The 18179-nt window shown below is 63.5% G+C and carries 12 protein-coding genes; 10 read left to right on the forward strand and 2 right to left on the reverse strand.

All coding sequences use genetic code 11. The features are described 5' to 3' along the window. Positions 1-154: 154 nt before the first annotated feature. Positions 155-1564: an APC family permease gene (locus ACLJPL_RS24365; RefSeq protein WP_411083053.1), complete on the reverse strand. Its 1410-nt coding sequence runs from the start codon at positions 1562-1564 to the stop codon at positions 155-157. A gap of 89 nt (positions 1565-1653) precedes the next feature. On the opposite strand from ACLJPL_RS24365, the gene ACLJPL_RS24370 reads away from it, so the two are divergent. Continuing rightward, entirely contained in the window at positions 1654-2643 is a 990-nt protein-coding gene (locus ACLJPL_RS24370; RefSeq protein ID WP_411083054.1) for a 4-hydroxy-3-methylbut-2-enyl diphosphate reductase, read from the forward strand. 46 nt (positions 2644-2689) lie between these two features. Next, positions 2690-3427, forward strand: coding sequence for a polyphosphate--glucose phosphotransferase (gene ppgK, locus ACLJPL_RS24375; RefSeq protein WP_411083055.1), 738 nt, complete (start codon positions 2690-2692; stop codon positions 3425-3427). 161 nt (positions 3428-3588) lie between these two features. Here the strand turns inward: ppgK and ACLJPL_RS24380 are convergent, their stop codons facing one another. Further along, positions 3589-4152: a DUF6542 domain-containing protein gene (locus ACLJPL_RS24380; protein WP_411083264.1), complete on the reverse strand. Its 564-nt coding sequence runs from the start codon at positions 4150-4152 to the stop codon at positions 3589-3591. A gap of 462 nt (positions 4153-4614) precedes the next feature. Here ACLJPL_RS24380 and ychF point away from each other — a divergent pair, with 462 nt between their 5' ends. The 8 genes from ychF to ACLJPL_RS24420 all read left to right on the forward strand — a co-directional run bounded on the left by ychF (position 4615) and on the right by ACLJPL_RS24420 (position 18099). Then, positions 4615-5703 carry a redox-regulated ATPase YchF gene (ychF, locus tag ACLJPL_RS24385; protein WP_411083056.1) on the forward strand — a complete coding sequence of 363 codons (1089 nt, stop codon included), beginning with the start codon at positions 4615-4617 and terminating at the stop codon, positions 5701-5703. A 715-nt stretch (positions 5704-6418) separates the two neighbouring features. Beyond that, complete coding sequence (locus ACLJPL_RS24390) at positions 6419-8851, forward strand: N-6 DNA methylase (protein WP_411083057.1); 2433 nt, start codon at positions 6419-6421, stop codon at positions 8849-8851. Then, positions 8851-10035, forward strand: coding sequence for a restriction endonuclease subunit S (locus ACLJPL_RS24395; RefSeq protein WP_411083058.1), 1185 nt, complete (start codon positions 8851-8853; stop codon positions 10033-10035). Before ACLJPL_RS24390 ends, ACLJPL_RS24395 begins: the two co-directional genes overlap by 1 nt. After that, entirely contained in the window at positions 10032-13124 is a 3093-nt protein-coding gene (locus ACLJPL_RS24400) for a type I restriction endonuclease subunit R (protein WP_411083059.1), read from the forward strand. Before ACLJPL_RS24395 ends, ACLJPL_RS24400 begins: the two co-directional genes overlap by 4 nt. Next, positions 13111-13833 (forward strand): M48 family metallopeptidase, encoded by a 723-nt coding sequence (locus ACLJPL_RS24405; RefSeq protein ID WP_411083060.1) that lies wholly within the window; start codon positions 13111-13113, stop codon positions 13831-13833. The genes ACLJPL_RS24400 and ACLJPL_RS24405 overlap by 14 nt, the downstream gene beginning before the upstream one ends. A 194-nt stretch (positions 13834-14027) precedes the next feature. Continuing rightward, positions 14028-15554 carry an AAA family ATPase gene (locus ACLJPL_RS24410; protein WP_411083061.1) on the forward strand — a complete coding sequence of 509 codons (1527 nt, stop codon included), beginning with the start codon at positions 14028-14030 and terminating at the stop codon, positions 15552-15554. Between the two features lie 20 nt (positions 15555-15574). After that, positions 15575-16423 (forward strand): HNH endonuclease, encoded by an 849-nt coding sequence (locus ACLJPL_RS24415; RefSeq protein ID WP_411083062.1) that lies wholly within the window; start codon positions 15575-15577, stop codon positions 16421-16423. Between the two features lie 455 nt (positions 16424-16878). Further along, entirely contained in the window at positions 16879-18099 is a 1221-nt protein-coding gene (locus ACLJPL_RS24420; protein WP_411083063.1) for a tyrosine-type recombinase/integrase, read from the forward strand. The last annotated feature ends 80 nt before the right edge of the window (positions 18100-18179 follow it).

An 18179-nucleotide genomic window follows, 5' to 3' on the forward strand; every position in this document is an offset into this window, starting at 1 on the left:
CGCCGGGGGAGCGGCCCCTCACCCCGAGACCGCGAACCGCCGGGGGAGCGGCCCCCCAGCGCCCGGCACCCCCCTCAGCTCTCGGCACCCCCCTCAGCGCCCGATACTCCCCCCCTCAGCTCCCGGCACCCCCTCAGCGCCCGACACTCCCCCCTCAGCTCCCGGCACCCCCCTTCGCCCCGCGCCCGCCCGCCCCCTGCACCGCGAGGACCACGAACCCCACCGCCAGCCAGCACAGCCCCACCACCTGGGCGCTCGTCGTCGCCTCGATGATGACCGCGATCAGCACCCCGGCACCCACCACCGGGGCGAACACGTGCTTCCACCAGACGGGCGGCCCCGACATCCGGCGTACGACGAACCAGCCGACCACCGACGCGTGCAGCAGCACGAACGCCGTCAGCGCCCCGATGTCCACCACCGACACCAGATGGTCCAGGCCGTCGTCGCGCCGGGCTGCCCACACCGCCGCCACCAGCGTCACGATCGCCGCGCCCAGGATCGCCAGCCGCGGTACGCCCGACTTCGGGTCCACCTTCGCGAGGAGGTGCGGCAGCCGCCGCTCCCGGGCCATCGCGAAGACCAGCCGCCCGGCCGCCGCCTGCCCCGCCAGCGCCGCGAACGCCGCACCGATGGCCTTGCTGACCGCCACCAGGTCGTGCAGCCAGGTCCCGACCGAGGCGTCGACCGCGTCGTAGAACGCCGACCCCTGCGCCGCCGGATCGGCCGCCAGCTCCGCCGAGCTCATCGGCTCCAGCAGCGCCGCCAGATACGTCTGGGCGATGAACAGGACCCCCGCGAGCACCAGGCAGAACAGCACCGCCCGCGCCACCTTCCGCGACCCGCCCGTCACCTCCTCGGCGAACGAGGCGATGGCGTCGAACCCCAGATACGACAGCACGGCCACCGACACCGCGCCCAGCACCGCCGCCATGGAGAACGCCGAGTCCCCGGTCAGCGGCGTCAGCCACCCGCGCTGCGCCCCGTCCCGTACGAGAACGACCACGGCCGACACCACGAAGACCACCAGCACCACGATCTCCATGGCCAGCACGGCGAACCCGACCCGCGCGGCCGCCCGCACCCCCCACAGGTTGAGCAGGGTGGTGATCAGGACGGCGATCGCGGTCCACACCCACCGCGACACCTCCGGGACCAGGGCGTTCATCGCGATCCCGGAGAAGAGATAGGCGACGGCCGGGATCAGCAGGTAGTCGAGCATCGCCATCCACCCCGCGATGAACCCGGGCCCTTCCCCGAGTCCCTTGCGGGCATACGTGAAGACCGAGCCCGCGAAGGGGGCGACCCGCACCATCTGGGCGTAACTGAAGGCGGTGAAGCCCATGACGACGGTGGCCACGATGTAGACGAGGGCGACCGAGCCGCCGGACTTGGCGTCCAGGGTGCCGAAGATGCCGACAGGGGCCATCGGGGCGATGAACAGCAGCCCGTAGACGACCAGGTCCCGGAACCCGAGGGTCCGCCGCAGCTTGCCCCCCTCGACGCTGCTTCCCGCCCCGCTGCCGCCCTCGGACCCCGTACCGCTCCCCGAGACAGACGTCATGAACCCTCCACAGTCACCGTCCGCTACACACGTGCAGCCATCAGTCTTCCCACCCGGCCGTCGCGGCGCCTGCTGGGTACGGCCTTACGATGGGACGCATGACTGCAACGCCTGCCCGTCGTGTCCTGCTCGCCGCACCCCGTGGCTACTGCGCGGGCGTGGACCGCGCCGTGATCGCCGTCGAGAAGGCCCTGGAGCAGTACGGGGCCCCGATCTACGTCCGCCACGAGATCGTGCACAACAAGTACGTCGTGCAGACCCTGGAGAAGAAGGGCGCGATCTTCGTGGACGTCACCGCGGAGGTGCCCGAGGGCTCCATCGTGATGTTCTCCGCGCACGGAGTCGCACCCACCGTCCACGCGGAGGCCGCCGAGCGCAAGCTCGCCACCATCGACGCGACCTGCCCGCTGGTCACCAAGGTCCACAAGGAAGCCGTCCGGTTCGCCAAGGAGGACTACGACATCCTCCTCATCGGCCATGAGGGCCACGAAGAGGTCATCGGCACCTCCGGAGAGGCCCCCGACCACATCACCCTGGTCGACGGCCCCGAGGACGTGGCGAACGTCGAGGTCCGCGACGAGTCGAAGGTCGTCTGGCTCTCCCAGACCACCCTGTCCGTCGACGAGACGATGGAGACGGTGGACGCGCTCAAGTCGAAGTTCCCCAACCTCCTCTCGCCGCCCAGCGACGACATCTGCTACGCCACGCAGAACCGCCAGATCGCGGTGAAGAAGCTGGCCGAGGACGCCGAGCTGGTCATCGTGGTCGGCTCGAAGAACTCCTCCAACTCCATCCGCATGGTCGAGGTCGCCCTCGACGCGGGAGCCCCCGCCGCCCATCTGGTCGACTTCGCGAGCGAGATCGACGAGGCGTGGCTCGAAGGCGTGAGCACGGTGGGCCTGACCTCCGGGGCCTCCGTCCCCGACGTCCTGGTCGACGGAGTCCTGGAGTGGCTCGCGGAGCGCGGTTACGCGGACGTGGAGACGGTCAAGACGGCCGACGAGTCGATCACCTTCTCCCTCCCCAAGGAGCTCCGCCGGGACCTGCGCGCCGAGGCGGCTGCCCTTTCCGCCGAGTAGGCCGACAACCGGGGCACGGGGCCCGGCCTGCCCGTACGGTGTTTCCATGGAGATCTTCGGCGTGGACATCGGCGGTTCAGGGATCAAGGGCGCTCCCGTGGACGTGGACCGCGGAGACCTGGCGCAGGAGCGCCACAAAGTACTGACGCCCCAGCCGGCAACGCCCGATCGCGTGGCCGACTGCGTGGCCGAGGTCGTCGGCCACTTCGACTGGTCGGGCCCGATCGGGATCACGTACCCGGGCGTCGTCACGGACGGCGTCACGCGCACGGCGGCCAATGTCGACAAGGGCTGGATCGACACCGACGCCCGCGCCCTGCTGGGCGAGCGGGTCGGGCAGCCCGTCACGATCCTGAACGACGCGGACGCGGCCGGGGTCGCGGAGATGACGTTCGGCGCGGGCCGGGGCCGTAAGGGCACGGTCGTCATGCTGACGTTCGGTACGGGGATCGGCAGCGCGCTCTTCGTCGACGGCCGGCTCGTCCCCAACACGGAGCTCGGCCACCTGGAGCTGCACGGCCACGACGCGGAGAAGCGCGCCTCCACGAAGGCCAAGGAGGACGAGGACCTCAGCTGGCAGCACTGGGCGCACCGGGTGCAGAAGTATCTGCTGCACGTGGAGATGCTGTTCTCGCCCGAGCTGTTCATCATCGGGGGCGGTGTGAGCCGCAAGGCGGAGAAGTTCCTGCCGCTGATCGAGAAGGTGCGCGCGGAGATGGTCCCGGCGGAGCTCCAGAACAACGCGGGGATCGTGGGGGCGGCGATGGCGGCGGCTGAGAAGTAGAAGCGGGTGCGGCCCGGCTTCGTCAGTACTGGCGACCGGTACCGGCCCGCCACCGGCAACCGGTGCCGCCCCGCCACCGGCAACCGGTACCGGCCCGCCTCAGGAGGGGTCGCCCCACCCTCAGGAGCGGTCGGCGGGCTTTCCGGAGCGGTCGCCCCGCCTCAGGAGCGGTCGGCGCGCGCGGGCAGGGCGGCGGCTCCGGCTGCCCCGGCGGCCTTCTTCGGCGTACTACGGGTACGGGACGGCGGCCGCGGCCCGCTCGCCGCGGCCGTACGCCCCTGAGCCAGCAGATACCGCTGCCGGGCCCGCATGTGCCGCACCTTGCGTACGGAGGCGATGAGGCCGGCGATCAGCGTCCCCCCGTACAGCCAGCCGGCGTGCACGGCGAGCGCGGTGACCAGGGCCATGGTCTGACCGCCGAAGCCGCCCGAGCCCCCGGAGATCGGGAAGACCCCCACCGCGAAGGCGATCGGCACGCTGATCGGGGCCGTCACCAGGTCGGCGGGCCGGACCCAGAGCGCGGTGAGCGCGCTGACCGGCAGGAAGAGCAGCCCGTAGACGAGCTCCGAGCCGTCGAACAGCAACCGGTCCAGACAGGCCAGCACGAACATCGTGAGGGCGGCGAACAGCCCGGCCCCGATCCCGGTCAGCCGCGGATTGGGGAACCGCCGGAGCGCGAGCAGCACGGGCGGCACGGTACGCACCCGTCCGCCCCGCTTCCCCATCACCCGGTAGACGGAGGTGCTCTCGCCCACGACGCCCCGCGCGGGCGGGGCGGTCGGGGCGGGCGGGCCCGGGGGTGCGGGCGCGGCCTGCGGGGACTGCCTGCGCTGCGGGGGACGTGTCCTGTGCTGCTCCACGTGCCCAACGTAGGTCGCGGGGCGGAAGGAATCAGGCGTTGGACACGCGCTTTGGCCGACCTTGGCGTTGCGTTCGATGCCACACGGCCGAAAAGCAGACCTGTTCGGCGGTGAAAAGCAGACCTGTTCGGCGGTGTACGGGAGGGTGCGTGAGGCGTACGGGAGCCCCCGGCCCATGGCCACCTCCGTGGGGCTTCGGCGGACCCGTGACGGGCGGCGCGCCCCCGCCCGTAAACTGGAGAATCGGTCCACTCCGTGACCCGGTCCGAACAGCCGAGCCGGCCCCGGACGCCCCTGACCCCCTCCTCACTCCAGGAAGTCGCCAAAGTGTCGCTCACGATCGGAATCGTCGGTCTGCCGAATGTCGGCAAGTCGACCCTGTTCAACGCCCTGACCAAGAACGACGTGCTGGCGGCCAACTACCCGTTCGCCACGATCGAGCCGAACGTCGGCGTGGTCGGCGTCCCGGACCCGCGCCTGAACAAGCTCGCGGAGATCTTCAACAGTCAGAAGCTCCTGCCGGCCACGGTGGACTTCGTCGACATCGCCGGCATCGTCCGGGGCGCGTCGGAGGGCGAGGGGCTGGGCAACAAGTTCCTGGCGAACATCCGCGAGTCCGACGCGATCTGCCAGGTCATCCGCGCCTTCAAGGACGAGAACGTCGTCCACGTCGACGGCAAGGTCTCGCCCAAGGACGACATCGAGACGATCAACACCGAGCTGATCCTCGCCGACCTCCAGTCCGTCGAGAAGGCCGTCCCGCGCCTGACGAAGGAGTCCCGCCTCCAGAAGGAGAAGGTCGCGGTGCTCGCCGCGGTCGAGGAGGCCCAGAAGATCCTGGAGTCCGGCCAGACCCTCTTCGCCGCCGGCATCACCGCGTCCACGGAAAAGGGCAGGCTCCTCCACGAGCTGCACCTCCTCACCGTCAAGCCGTTCCTCTACGTCTTCAACGTCGACGAGGACGAGCTCGTCGACGAGGACTTCAAGAACGAGCAGCGCGCCCTGGTCGCCCCCGCCGAGGCGATCTTCCTCAACGCCAAGATCGAGTCCGAGCTCATCGAGCTGGACGACGACGAGGCCCTCGAACTCCTCCAGTCCATGGGCCAGGAAGAGCCCGGCCTCGCCACCCTCGGCCGCGTCGGCTTCGAGACCCTGGGCCTCCAGACCTACCTCACGGCAGGCCCGAAGGAAGCCCGCGCCTGGACGATCAAGAAGGGCGCCACGGCCCCGGAGGCGGCCGGTGTGATCCACACCGACTTCCAGAAGGGCTTCATCAAGGCGGAGATCGTCTCCTTCGACGACCTGGTCGAGACAGGCTCGGTCGCGGAGGCCCGCGCGAAGGGGAAGGCGCGCATGGAGGGCAAGGACTATGTGATGCAGGACGGGGACGTGGTGGAGTTCCGCTTCAATGTTTAATTGAAGTTTCAACTAAATTGCTCGTCCCGTAAAGCCGCAGGTCAAGAGGGGTCCGTCAATCCAAGACGGTCCCCTTTGCGGCTCCATCGAAGGTCGGACGGTGCTTTGGTGCTGGATGCCGTCCCGGAGGGCCGGATCGGACCACCTGTCGGCACCTGTGACCACCCTCGGGGTGCTGTCCCGTGCTGACATTGTGCTTTGCAGCTCCAAGGCCGAGCTCGCAGAGCTCTGCAGATGCTGTGTCGACTCGGCCTCGGGTTCCCCCCACCTCCTCAACAGTGCCGTTCGACGGTGGGGTGGCCAGGCCGAGGTTGATGCAGGCGGACGCTGGGGCTTGAGTAGCGCGGAACATGAGGAGTTGCACCTCGCGGCGGGAGCACGGCCGCCTGGCCCAGCCGGGCCACTACTCGCGCTGCGACCTTCGCCCCTCGATCGCGGGCTGACCACCACACCCTGATGTCTGTGAAGGCGCCCCGTCCAACTCAGCGCATGTGACACGGACTGGGTCCTTGAGTGCCGCGGACTAACGGCATCCTGCGCAAGAACCCGGCGCTATCGTTGGGGTACTTAGCTTGGGCTGTGCCGCTAGTGGCAAAGCTGTCGCGCACTGACATACGAAGGATGGGCGCCGAAGAATGGGCAGGTCGCACGTACATCTCACCGCGGGTTCGCGGTCAGGCTCTGGGCTCGGCGCTGGCAAGGGGGTGGCGTGCTAGTGGCCCTCAAGAAGTCTGACCTGTACAGCTCCCTGTGGCGGAGCTGCGACGAGCTGCGTGGCGGCATGGATGCCAGCCAGTACAAGGACTACATCCTGACGCTGCTATTCGTGAAGTACGTGACGGACAAGGCAAAGTCCGATCCGAACTCCTTGATCGACGTCCCCGCCGGCGGATCCTTCGATGACATGGTCGCTCTCAAGGGCGATAAGGAGATCGGCGACAAGATCAACAAGATCATCGGCCAGCTCGCCGAAGCCAACGGGCTTGAGAAGGTTATCGACCTGGCCGACTTCAACGACGAGGAAAAGCTCGGTAAGGGCAAGGAGATGCAGGATCGCCTCTCCAAGCTTGTGACGATCTTCGCTGATCTCGATTTCCGGGGTAGCCGCGCTGAGGGCGACGACCTGCTTGGCGACGCCTACGAGTACCTGATGCGGCACTTCGCGACGGAGTCGGGCAAGTCGAAGGGGCAGTTCTACACCCCGGCCGAGGTCTCGCGGGTACTTGCCAAGGTCGTCGGTATCGGAGTGGGTACCCGGCAGGACCACACGGTCTACGACCCGACGTGCGGGTCCGGCTCGTTGCTCCTCAAGGTTGCTGACGAGGCCCCGCGCGGCCTCACCATCTACGGTCAGGAGAAGGACAACGCCACCTGGGCGCTGGCCCAGATGAACATGATTCTCCACGGCTACGAGGACCGTGACATCCGCAAGGGCGACACGATTACCAGCCCACAGTTCACCCAGGGTGCACGGCTACAGACCTTCGACCTCGCCGTCGCCAATCCGCCGTTCTCGACCAAGTCGTGGAGCAACGGCCTGGAGAACGACTACGGTCGCTTCGAATTTGGCTGGCCGCCGGAGAAGAACGGCGACTACGCCTTCCTTCTGCACATCCTCAAGTCCCTCAAAAGCAACGGCAAGGCCGCAGTCATCTTGCCGCACGGTGTATTGTTCCGCGGTCACGCCGAGGCCAATATCCGCAAAGAACTGCTGCGCCGCGGCTACGTCAAGGGCATCATCGGCCTCCCCGCGAACCTCTTCTACGGCACCGGCATCCCGGCTTGCATCATCATCCTCGACAAGGAGAACGCCCAGGCGCGAACTGGCGTCTTCATGATCGACGCTTCCAAGGGTTTTATGAAGGACGGCAATAAGAACCGCCTCCGCAGCCAGGACATCCACAAGATCGTCGATGTCTTCAACAAGCAGACCGAGATCGAGCGCTACTCGCGGATGGTGCCGCTCCACGAGATCGCCGACCCGAAGAACGTCTACAACCTCAACATCCCGCGGTACATCGACTCCTCCGAGCCGGAGGATATCCAGGATCTTCACGCCCACATGCATGGTGGGGTCCCGGACCGTGACCTGGATGCACTCGATGGGTACTGGCAGGCATTCCCGAGCCTTCGTGGCGCACTATTCAAGCCCAACCGCCCCGGCTACAGCGATCTGGCTGTCGACGTGACTGAGGTACATCAGGCCATCTTGGACTCCAGCGAGTTCCAGAAGTTCGCCACCGACGTGCGCGGCCAGGTGAACGACTGGTTCGCTGCCCACCGGCCCATCCTGCAGGCGCTCGACGCCAACACTGTCCCGAAAGATCTGATCGACCAGATCAGCGACGACCTACTGGCCCGGTTCAAGAGAACACCTCTGCTCAGCGAATACGACGTCTATGAGCAGCTCATGGCCTATTGGCACGGCGTCATGCACGACGACGTCTTCCTCATCATGAGCGACGGGTGGCGTAAGGCAGCGAAGCCCCGCAAAACCATCGAGGACAAGGAGCGCAAGCTCTCCGAGACCCCAGACCTTGTCATTGGCTCCGGGCGCAGCGCCACCAAGTACAAGATGGACCTCATCTCGCCGAAGCTGGTCGTAGCTCGGTACTTCGCGGATGAGCAGTCCAAGGTCGATGAACTGCACGTGGCAGCCGAAGAAGCAAGCCGTGCTGTCGAGGAGTACATCGAGGAACATGCTGTCGAGGACGGCTTGCTAGCTGAAGCGATGGACGACGGCAAGATCTCTAAAGCTCTCGCTTCGACGCGCCTCAAGGTAGCTCGGCACGAAGGCGTTGACGCGGAGGAGATCAAGGCGCTGCAGCTCCTGATCAAGCTGTTCAATGAAGAGGCTGTCGCCAAGAAGGTTGTCAAGGAAGCCCAGGCCGCCCTTGATCTCGCGACCCTCAATCAGTATGGCGACCTCGCCGATCCTGAGATCAAGCAACTTGTACTCGACGACAAGTGGTATGCGAGGACGGAAGGTCGAGTTGCCCACGTGGTCAACTCACTGACGCTTGCTCTGGTCGGTCGTATCCAGCAGCTCGGTGAACGCTACGTGGAAACAGTAGGGGATATTGAGGCGAAGATCGCGGACCTAGATGTCAGTGTGACCAAACATCTGGCAGACATGGGGGTCGTTTAATGCAAGGAGCGACCGTTCCGGCTGAGTGGAAGACTTCCACGCTGGGTGAGCTATTTGAATTCAGCAACGGAGTCAATGCCGACAAGTCGGTTTATGGTGAAGGAGTTCCATTCGTCAACGTCCTTGAGGTGATCTCGAATGAGGCTTTGACAAGCAAGGATATTCCTGGCCGCATCAAGCTCTCGTCGCGTTTGGTGGCAAGATATCAGGTCAGATATGGCGACGTACTTCTTAATCGAACATCGGAGACGCAGGATGAGGTAGGGCTGGCTTCGGTTTATCTTGGCGACTCTCCAGTCGTCTTTGGTGGGTTTGTTTTTCGAGCACGACCGAAGACGAACAAACTGGATTCAAATTACTCCAAGTACGCATTGAGAGTGAACAGCGTACGTGAGCAGATCATCGCTCACGGTCAGGGAGGGATCAGGGCAAACGTTGGTCAGCGAGATATGAAGAAGGTACGTGTCTCGCTGCCGCCCATCGAAGAGCAACGAAAGATTGCTGAGGCCCTTTCTGGCGTAGATGAACTAATCGAGTCGGTGGGGCGCTTGATTGTCAAGAAGCAGGCGCTTAAGCAAGGTATGATGCAACAGCTTCTGGCTGGTGCTACCCGAGTGTCCGGTTTTACCGACCCTTGGATGGATTGTCGTCTCGGAGAGATTGCGCGCATCAAGACCGGATCGCGCAATAGCCAGGATAAGGAGTCACTTGGCGCTTATCCATTCTTTGTTCGATCGGCAACAGTAGAAAAGATCAACTCTTATTCGTACGACTGTGAGGCAATTCTTGTGCCTGGCGAAGGGGGGATCGGCTCGATCTTCCACTATATTAACGGCAAGTTCGAAGTTCATCAGCGCGTCTACAAGATCAGCCATTTCGCTGAGCGGGTAAGTGGTCGGTTCGTCTATCACTACATGCGTCAGTTCTTCGGGGCACACGCGTTGGAGAACAGTGTCAAGGCCACTGTCGACTCGCTGCGACTTCCCACTTTCAAAGGCTTCGAGTTGCGTCTACCCGCGACGGCGGATGAGCAGCGAGTGATCGCAGGCATCCTCGATGACGCCGAGAACGAGATCGAACTCCTGCAGCACCGGCTTGCCAAGGCGCGGTTGACGAAGGCGGGAATGGTGCAGCAATTGCTAACCGGTCGCGCACGTCTCTCTGCCAAGGAGAGCGCAGCATGAGCAATGTCGGTCAGCCTGAGCGCAAGACTCAAGATCGCGTCATTGAGTTCTTCCGAGAATCGTTGGGCTACGAGTACCTGGGAAACTGGGAGCACCGCGCGGCAAACTCAAACGTCGACGTCGGGCTGCTCACGCAAAATCTCCGGGCCCGGGGCTACAGCGATACCCTCATCAACAAGGCGAGCGACAAGCTGAAGAGCGATGCCTCGCTCGGTGGCGGGCGCGACCTGTATGAGGCCAACCGGGACGTCTACGGCCTGCTTCGGTATGGGGTGAAGGTCAAGCCGGGTGTCAGCGAGCACATGGAGACAGTGTGGCTTGTCGATTGGGCGCACCCCGAAGCCAATCACTTTTCCCTGGCGGAGGAAGTGACGGTGCTGGGGCAGCACACCAAGCGCCCGGACATCGTGCTGTACGTCAACGGCATCGCCTTTGGGACCATCGAGCTCAAGCGCTCGAAGGTTGCCGTTTCCGAAGGTATCCGGCAGAGCATAGGAAACCAGCGACCCGAGTTCATTCGGCCGTTCTTCACCACGGTGCAGCTCGTCATGGCCGGCAACGATGTGGAGGGGCTGCGTTATAGCGCCATCGACACGCCGGAGAAGTACTGGCTCGCATGGCGTGAACCCTCCGACATCGCCGATCCCCTCGATCGGTCCTTGACGCAGCTCTGCTCGAAGGAGCGCCTGCTAGAGCTGGTTCACGACTTCATGGTCTTCGATGCGGGACAGAAGAAGACGTGTCGGCCCAACCAGTACTTCGGCGTCAAGGCGGCTCAGGAGCGGATCGCCAAGCGCGAGGGCGGCATCATTTGGCATACACAGGGTTCGGGCAAGTCGCTGACGATGGTGTGGCTGGCCAAGTGGATCCGGGAGTCCCAAGTTGGGACAAACCCACGGGTCTTGCTGATCACTGACCGGACCGAACTGGATGATCAGATTCAGAAGGTTTTCCAGGGAACCAAAGAGCCTATCTACCGAACCAAGAGCAGTGCTGATCTCCTCGCCACGTTGAACGTAAGCGAAGAGTGGCTGGTCTGCTCGCTGGTCCACAAGTTCCGCGGCTCGGAAGACGAGGACGCCCGCGATGTAGCTGAGAGCGAGTTCATTCGTGAACTCAAAGCGACCGTTCCGAAGGACTTCCGGGCCAAGGGAAACATCTTCGTCTTCGTAGACGAAGCCCACCGTACACAGTCGGGCAAGATGCACGATGCCATGAAGGCGCTCATGCCTGGGGCCATGTTCATCGGCTTCACCGGCACACCCCTCCTCAAGGAGGACAAGGACACCACTGTCCAGCGGTTCGGTAGCTTTATTCACACCTACAAGTTCAACGAGGGCGTCGCAGACGGCGTCGTACTCGACTTGCGGTATGAGGCTCGCAACATCGACCAGGACCTGACCTCGCCGGCGAAGGTTGACCGGTGGTTTGAGGCCAAGACTCGAGGCATGACGGACCTCTCGCGTGCCGAGCTCAAGAAGCGCTGGGGCACTGTTCAGAAGGTCGCAAGCTCGGAGCCGCGAGCCCGGGAGATCGTCAATGACATTCTGTTCGACATGGAGACCAAGCCGCGGCTGATGGATGGCCGGGGCAATGCCATGCTCGTCAGCCAGAGTATTTACCAGGCGTGCAAGTTCTACGAGCTGTTCATCCAGGCCGGGTTCAAGGGCAAGTGCGCCATCATCACGTCGTACACACCGCAGGCGAGTGACATTGCGAAGGAGGACTCAGGCCACGGCGCGACCGAGCGGCTGCGCCAGTACGACATCTACCGGCAGATGCTTGCGGATCACTTCAACGAGCATGCTGACGAGGCAATGGGAAAGGTCGAGCAGTTCGAAAGGGAGGTCAAGGAGCGTTTCATCCATGACCCGGGCCAGATGCGGCTACTTATCGTCGTCGACAAGCTCCTGACCGGCTTCGACGCCCCGAGCGCGACGTATCTTTACATCGACAAGAAGATGCAGGACCACGGTCTGTTCCAGGCGATCTGCCGGGTCAACCGCCTCGACGGCGAAGACAAGGACTACGGCTACATCGTCGACTACCGCGATCTGTTCAACTCCCTTGAGTCCGCAATCAAGGAATACACCGGCGGTGCCCTTGAAGGCTACGAGACGAAGGACGTCGAAGGGCTGCTGGCAGACCGGATCGATAAGGCCCGTGACGACCTCGACGAAGCTCTGGAGAAACTCCGGGCGCTCTGCGAGCCAGTCGAACCACCGAAGAACACACGCCAGTACCAGCACTACTTCTGTGCCCGAGAGCAGGGCAACGGCGAGCAGCTCAAGGCCAACGAGCCCAAGCGAGTTGAGCTCTACAAGTCTGTGGCGACCGCGACCCGTGCGTATGCCAACCTCGCCAACGAAATGCGAGCCGCTGGGTACAGCGACGTCGAAGCTGCAGCAATCAAGGAAGAAATCGCCCACTATGTCAACGTGCGAGAAGAGGTGAAACTCGGCGCTGGCGAGAATGTCGATTTCAAGCAGTACGAGGCCGGCATGCGACACCTGCTGGACACGTACATCAGCGCCAGCCACGCCGAGGTGGTCTCTGACTTTCAGGAAGCCGGGCTGGTCCAGTTGATTGTCGAGATGGGAGCCGGCGCGCTTGACAAGCTTCCTACGGGTATCAAGAAAGACCCGGAATCGGTGGCGGAAACGATCGCCAATAACATGCGCACGGTGATCATCGACGAGCGCCCGATGAACCCCAAGTACTACGACAAGATGTCGGAGTTGCTTGACGCCATACTTGAGGAACGGCGGCAGAGTGCTCTGGACTACAAAAAATATCTCGCGAAGCTTCTAGAGCACGCGTCGAAGCTTGGTAAGGGTGAGTCAGACACCAAGTACCCGGAGTGGGCCGACAACGGTGCTCGCCGTGCTCTGATTGATTTCTTCGGTCAGTCACCGGAGCTGGCCGTGGTAGTTGACACCACCCTTCTCCACACCAAGCCCGACTCATGGGTGGGCAACGTGATGAAGGAGAAAAAGGTCAGGCGCGCGCTTGCTCGGGCATTGGCCGATGACTTCGACCGGCTTGATGAGCTACTGGAACTACTGAAGGCCCGGCATGAGTACCGCTAGTGCCTCTCTCACTATCCTTGGCATCGACGTTGACGTCATCTACAAAAACATCAAGAACCTACACATCGGCGTCTACCCACCGCTTGGACGCGTCCGCGTAGCTGCGCCGCACCAGCTCGACAATGATCAGGTGCGACTCGCTGTAATCCAACGCCTACCGTGGATCAAAGAGCAGCGCGAGCAACTTCGATCAGCCGCACGGCAGTCCACGCGAGAGATGGTCACTGGCGAGTCCCACTATGTGTGGGGCATCCGCCGCAGGATGAAGGTCGTGGAGCGCCCAGGGCGGGCTCACTTCGAGCTAGACGGTGAACGGCTCCTGCTTTACGTTCCGTCCGGCACAACGGCGGAACGGCGGCGAGAGTTGCTCGACCGTTGGTATCGGGAGCAGCTTCGACATGTGATCCCGGATTTGATTGCCAAGTGGGAAGCCGTCCTCAAGGTCTCGGTGCCACGGTGGCAAATTAAGCGGATGAAGACCAAGTGGGGCTCGTGTAATCGTGAGTCCGGGCGCATCTGGTTCAACGTCGAGCTTGCCAAGAAGCCTGCAGGCTGCCTTGAGTACATCGTTGTCCATGAGATGACGCACTACTTCGAACGCAACCATGATGAGCGCTTTACCAAGCTCATGGACAGGTCAATTCCGACTTGGCGGATCCTTCGCGACCAGCTAAATGACGCGCCACTTGCAGAGGAAGAGTGGGCCTGATGGAGCGGGAGAAAGGGCCTACTGTAGGGCGAACCATCGCAATCAGGATGACTGTGTAGATGTCGGCCTGAGCTGCCAGACGGGCCGTTCTGAGCCGAAGGCGCCGACATCGTCCTGTCAGAGCGAGGCGATAGGGTCCAAACTCAGTTCCACTGAAGTGCGGGTGTCCGCCACAGCTCCGGAGGCTCGACCCGGTGAAGTTCATTGTCCTGCCCCAAGGCTCGCCGGTGCGTGCAGGCCCGGAGGCTGTGGTCCTAGTGGCCGATGACTGGGATGACTTCGGCTTCCGCACCAGCTACACGCTCTGGTACAGAGACTCGCAGTCACAGACGAACCTGGGTTTCGTCAAGGTCGCCGTTGCTGGGCAGGAAGATGGCCCCAGCCCCATCCGTGCCGGGGTCTACGATGGATCACCACCGGGCGAACTCTTCTCGCTCGGGCAGAGTGATCGTTACTACGACAACATCAAGAAGCTTGGACACGACAGGCGCGAAGCAATCTTCCGAGGACTGTCTGACGTGGCCTACAACCTGGGCCATCTTGAAACCGCCATGCAGTATCCGGTGACACGCTCATCACTGTTGCGGACGATCGAGGAACAGACGGTCAGGGTGCAGTTCAACCGGATCGCGCGCGGCGGAGTGCGCCTGACCGAGTACCAGTTCCGCTTCACAGCACCGGGGCATGGCGCTGAAAGCACCCTCGACTTCAAAATCGACCCTGACTCCACGCCGTCCAGCAATATCCACGTCCTCATCGGTCGCAACGGAGTTGGCAAGACGACCTTGCTGCGGAATCTCGCCGCTGCGGTTGTCTGGCCCGAGAGGCACGCGGAGTTCGGCCGCGTGGATGTGCTCCCGACGCCCACGTCCGCAACCGGCGAGCGGTTCGTGAACGTAGTCTCGGTTACCTTCAGCGCCTTCGATCCCTTTGTAGAAGTGGTCGAGGAGAGCGATCCTCAAGCAGTGAAGTACACCTACGTCGGACTCCAAAACACCTCGCCGGATGATCTGCCCACTGGCACCCAGCAGCAACGACTACAAACGGCCTTCAACGCTGGAATCCATGCCGTCATCAACTCGCGGGACCTCATACGCTGGCGCGAGGCCATCATGCTGTTGAGCCGTGACCCACAGTTCGCGAACTCCGCCATCGCGGCTTATGCCCGCGACATACGGGCCGGCGTGAAAGTTACAGAATCCCACGTGCGGGACCTGACCTCTGCCTTCGGGCGGATGAGCTCAGGGCACGCGATCGTAACGTTGACCATGACACAGCTCGTGCATCTCGTGGCTGAGCAGTCCCTAGTCCTAGTGGACGAGCCCGAGGCCCATTTGCATCCGCCGCTGCTGGCTTCCTTTATGCAGGCACTGTCCAACTTGTTGTCCGCTCGCAACGGCGCCGCAGTAGTTGCTACGCACTCACCCGTCGTACTTCAAACGGTCCCACAGTCCTGCGTCTACAAGCTCATACACCAGGGCGAGAGCAGCCGTGCTGAGCGCCCGCTGATTGAGACGTACGGCGAGAACGTAGGTGTGCTGACCCACGAGGCATTCGGACTGGAGGTGATGGAGTCCGGCTTCTATGCGGAGATCGGCAAAGCGGTGGCCGCGCTGGACACATACGAAGAGATTCTTGCCCACTTCGACGGCAAGCTCGGCGGAGAGGCAAAAGGGTTGGTCCGGGTCCTTCTCGCCGAGAAGACGGATGGGCCCCTTTGATGTGGCCCCTGAAGGTTCCCATGCGGAAGGCGAGTGACAGCTACCGGGCATGTGTCGCTCTTACCAAGGCGGAAGAGCGGCGTGAGCGGCTGCTCAACGCGGCCAACGCTGTGCAGAAGGCTGGCCAGGCGCTGCGTGAGGCTGCGGCTGCCAGGAATCTGCATGACCTTGATCCGAAGGGCTTTAAGGTCCCCGAGATCGCTGATGACGCCTTCGTGGATTGGGCCTACGAGAACGGCATGCAGACCGTCGGGGGGCGGGTGATACGTGACGAGCTGATGGCCGCTCCGCCCAACGAAAGATGCCCGTTGTGCAGACAGGGCACCGTTCGCCAACTTGACCACTTCATGCCAAAGAGTCATTTCCCCGTGCTGTGCGTCGATCCGCTCAATCTTGTCCCCGTCTGTGAGCGGTGCAATTTGATCAAGGGGAACAAGCGGCCGGACAGCGCCGAGAACACACTCCTGCATCCATATCTCGACCGGGTATCCCATGAGGGTTGGTTGGATGCGCGATCGATCCATGATTCGGGCACGGTGCGGCTGCGCTTCTTCGTCAGCCCGCCGGCATCCTGGGACGCCACGCTCATCGCGCGGGTCAAGAACCACTTCAGGCTCTTCGAGCTCGGGAAGCGCTACGCCATCGAAGCCAACCGCGCGATCTCCGATGTGACGTATAGCGTCGAGAGGCAGCGTAAACGCGGTGGCGCACGCATGGTCCGTGTCTACCTGGAGGATGAAGCGGAGAGCCGGTTCGCCGTAGACCTCAACAGCTGCGAAGGCATCACATACCGGACACTCGCAGCCGACGACCTCTATTGCGAAGGCCCCTCAGGGCAAGGCAGTCCCAGCTCGGTGGGCTCGCTGTGAGCAACCAGATTGGGTGTGGCGACGCAGCCCCTCGTCGATCCGGTGCTGTCCGGCGGCTGGCGTCTTCTGACCCGCGCATCCCGGCGCTCCGTAGGCGTGGTGCCCCCGGCGTCCGGGAGAACAGCCAGACCAGCAAGGCCGTTGGCTCGGCCTGGGACTGAAAGACCACGTTCGCTGAAAAGGGCGGATTAATGACAAGCGTCTTGTCCGGCTGTGAGGCGCTGGCGACGATCTCAAGTGCTGGGTCCGGCTGCAGATCGGAGACTGAGGTGGCGAGCGTCTTCCAGAGGTGTAAGCGTGATGTCCGCGATCGGAATTATCCGTGTACGCGCCCAAGATGCGGACACGTATGGACCGTGCGGTATCGGGAGCCGGGTGGCAGGTGGGGGCGGCAGCGGGAGAAGTCGTTTCCGCGGAGGATCGGCCTGGACGGTGCGGACGCCTTTGCCGCCGGTGTGGAGAAGGACAAGAAGGGCCGCGTCTGCGTTGACCCCGCGCGCGGTGCCATGTCCTTGTCGGTGTGGGCTGAGGAGTGGCTTGATCGACGAGTCGTCGGTGAGGCGACCCGCCGCAACTACGAAGGGTTCGTCCGCAACCATCTCGTGCCGAGCCTTGGTCGTAAGCCGCTGGCTGGGCTGGCGCGGCGGGACTTTGAGAGGTTCGTTAGGGATATCTACCGGGGCGGTGCAGGGCTGGCTGCATCGACAGTGAATGACCGCATGGTGATGGTGGCCGCCATCATGGAGGCGGCCGTCGTCGACAAGCGCATCACGGAGAACCCTGCCCGGGGCACCCGGATATCCCGTAGGGATGCTGTGGCGGTGGACGAAGACGAAGTTCCGACGCCAGTCGAGGTGGATCTGATCGCGGAGCACATCGCACCACAGTTCCGGCTCACCGTTTACCTGCAGTCCGGCACAGGCCAGCGCCCCAGCGAAGCCTTGGCCTTCTCAACCGAGTGCAGGCGGCGTGGCTTTGTCAGGATCCGATGGCAGGTCAGCTCCAAGGCGCACCGTGAGGACTGCCAGTCACCCTTCGTTCCCCTCAAGCATCGGCTGGAGAAGGAGTGCCGAGACGTCCCAACCGCCCTGTTCGTCGAGCAGGAGATCGACGCTCATCTCCTCAAGTGGAAGCCGGTTCCCGTGGTCTTCGCCGGTCAGAAGGGCAAGCGGATTCGGCTCGAGACCTACTTTGCTCCGCGTCCGCCTGGCGTTGGCGTGATGCCGTCCATCTCCTCCTACGGCTACCAGTTCAAGAAGGCATGTCTCTCGGCCGGCCTGGTCGATCTGGACGGCAATGCCAAGTACACGCCTCGTAGCCTGCGGCACTTCTTCGCCTCCACCGCCCTAGCCAACGGTGTGCCGATCCACGAGGTGTCGCGCTGGCTGGGCCACCGCTCGGTCAAGACCACGGTCGATATCTACGGGCATCTGCTGCCCAGCGCGTGGGATCGCTGCCGGGAAGTCCTACAGCACGCCATGCGACCCGCATCCCCTGCCGACGAAGGAGGCGAGCTGGAGCGCTGGCACCCGAGCTGCGTAGGCGTACGAGGGGCGTCTGGCCTACATGGTGCTGGGATAGAACGCCCGTGCTGGGATGGTGCTGGGATGACCCCTGCAAAACCAGCGTTTCCGCAGGTCGGAGCCCTGTACTACGGATTCCGCTTCAACGTGTAGTCGTGTCGTTGCTTCGCGCCAGGTGATTCGTCAAGCGCGCAGGTCGGAAGGGGCCCGCCTCCTCGGAGGCGGGCCCCTTC

Origin of the sequence: Streptomyces sp. cmx-18-6 (assembly GCF_046548915.1) — a bacterium.
In the GTDB taxonomy this organism is placed as follows: Bacteria; Actinomycetota; Actinomycetes; order Streptomycetales; family Streptomycetaceae; genus Streptomyces.

Excerpts from the sequence above, each read along its gene's own strand:
- ppgK (WP_411083055.1), top strand. The coding sequence starts at position 2,690 with ATGGAGATCTTCGGCGTGGACATCGGCGGTTCAGGGATCAAGGGCGCT.
- ACLJPL_RS24405 (WP_411083060.1), top strand. The coding sequence starts at position 13,111 with ATGAGTACCGCTAGTGCCTCTCTCACTATCCTTGGCATCGACGTTGAC.
- ACLJPL_RS24380 (WP_411083264.1), bottom strand. The coding sequence starts at position 4,152 with ATGGGGAAGCGGGGCGGACGGGTGCGTACCGTGCCGCCCGTGCTGCTC.
- ACLJPL_RS24365 (WP_411083053.1), bottom strand. The coding sequence starts at position 1,564 with ATGACGTCTGTCTCGGGGAGCGGTACGGGGTCCGAGGGCGGCAGCGGG.
- ACLJPL_RS24400 (WP_411083059.1), top strand. The coding sequence starts at position 10,032 with ATGAGCAATGTCGGTCAGCCTGAGCGCAAGACTCAAGATCGCGTCATT.
- ACLJPL_RS24415 (WP_411083062.1), top strand. The coding sequence starts at position 15,575 with ATGCGGAAGGCGAGTGACAGCTACCGGGCATGTGTCGCTCTTACCAAG.
- ACLJPL_RS24395 (WP_411083058.1), top strand. The coding sequence starts at position 8,851 with ATGCAAGGAGCGACCGTTCCGGCTGAGTGGAAGACTTCCACGCTGGGT.
- ACLJPL_RS24370 (WP_411083054.1), top strand. The coding sequence starts at position 1,654 with ATGGGACGCATGACTGCAACGCCTGCCCGTCGTGTCCTGCTCGCCGCA.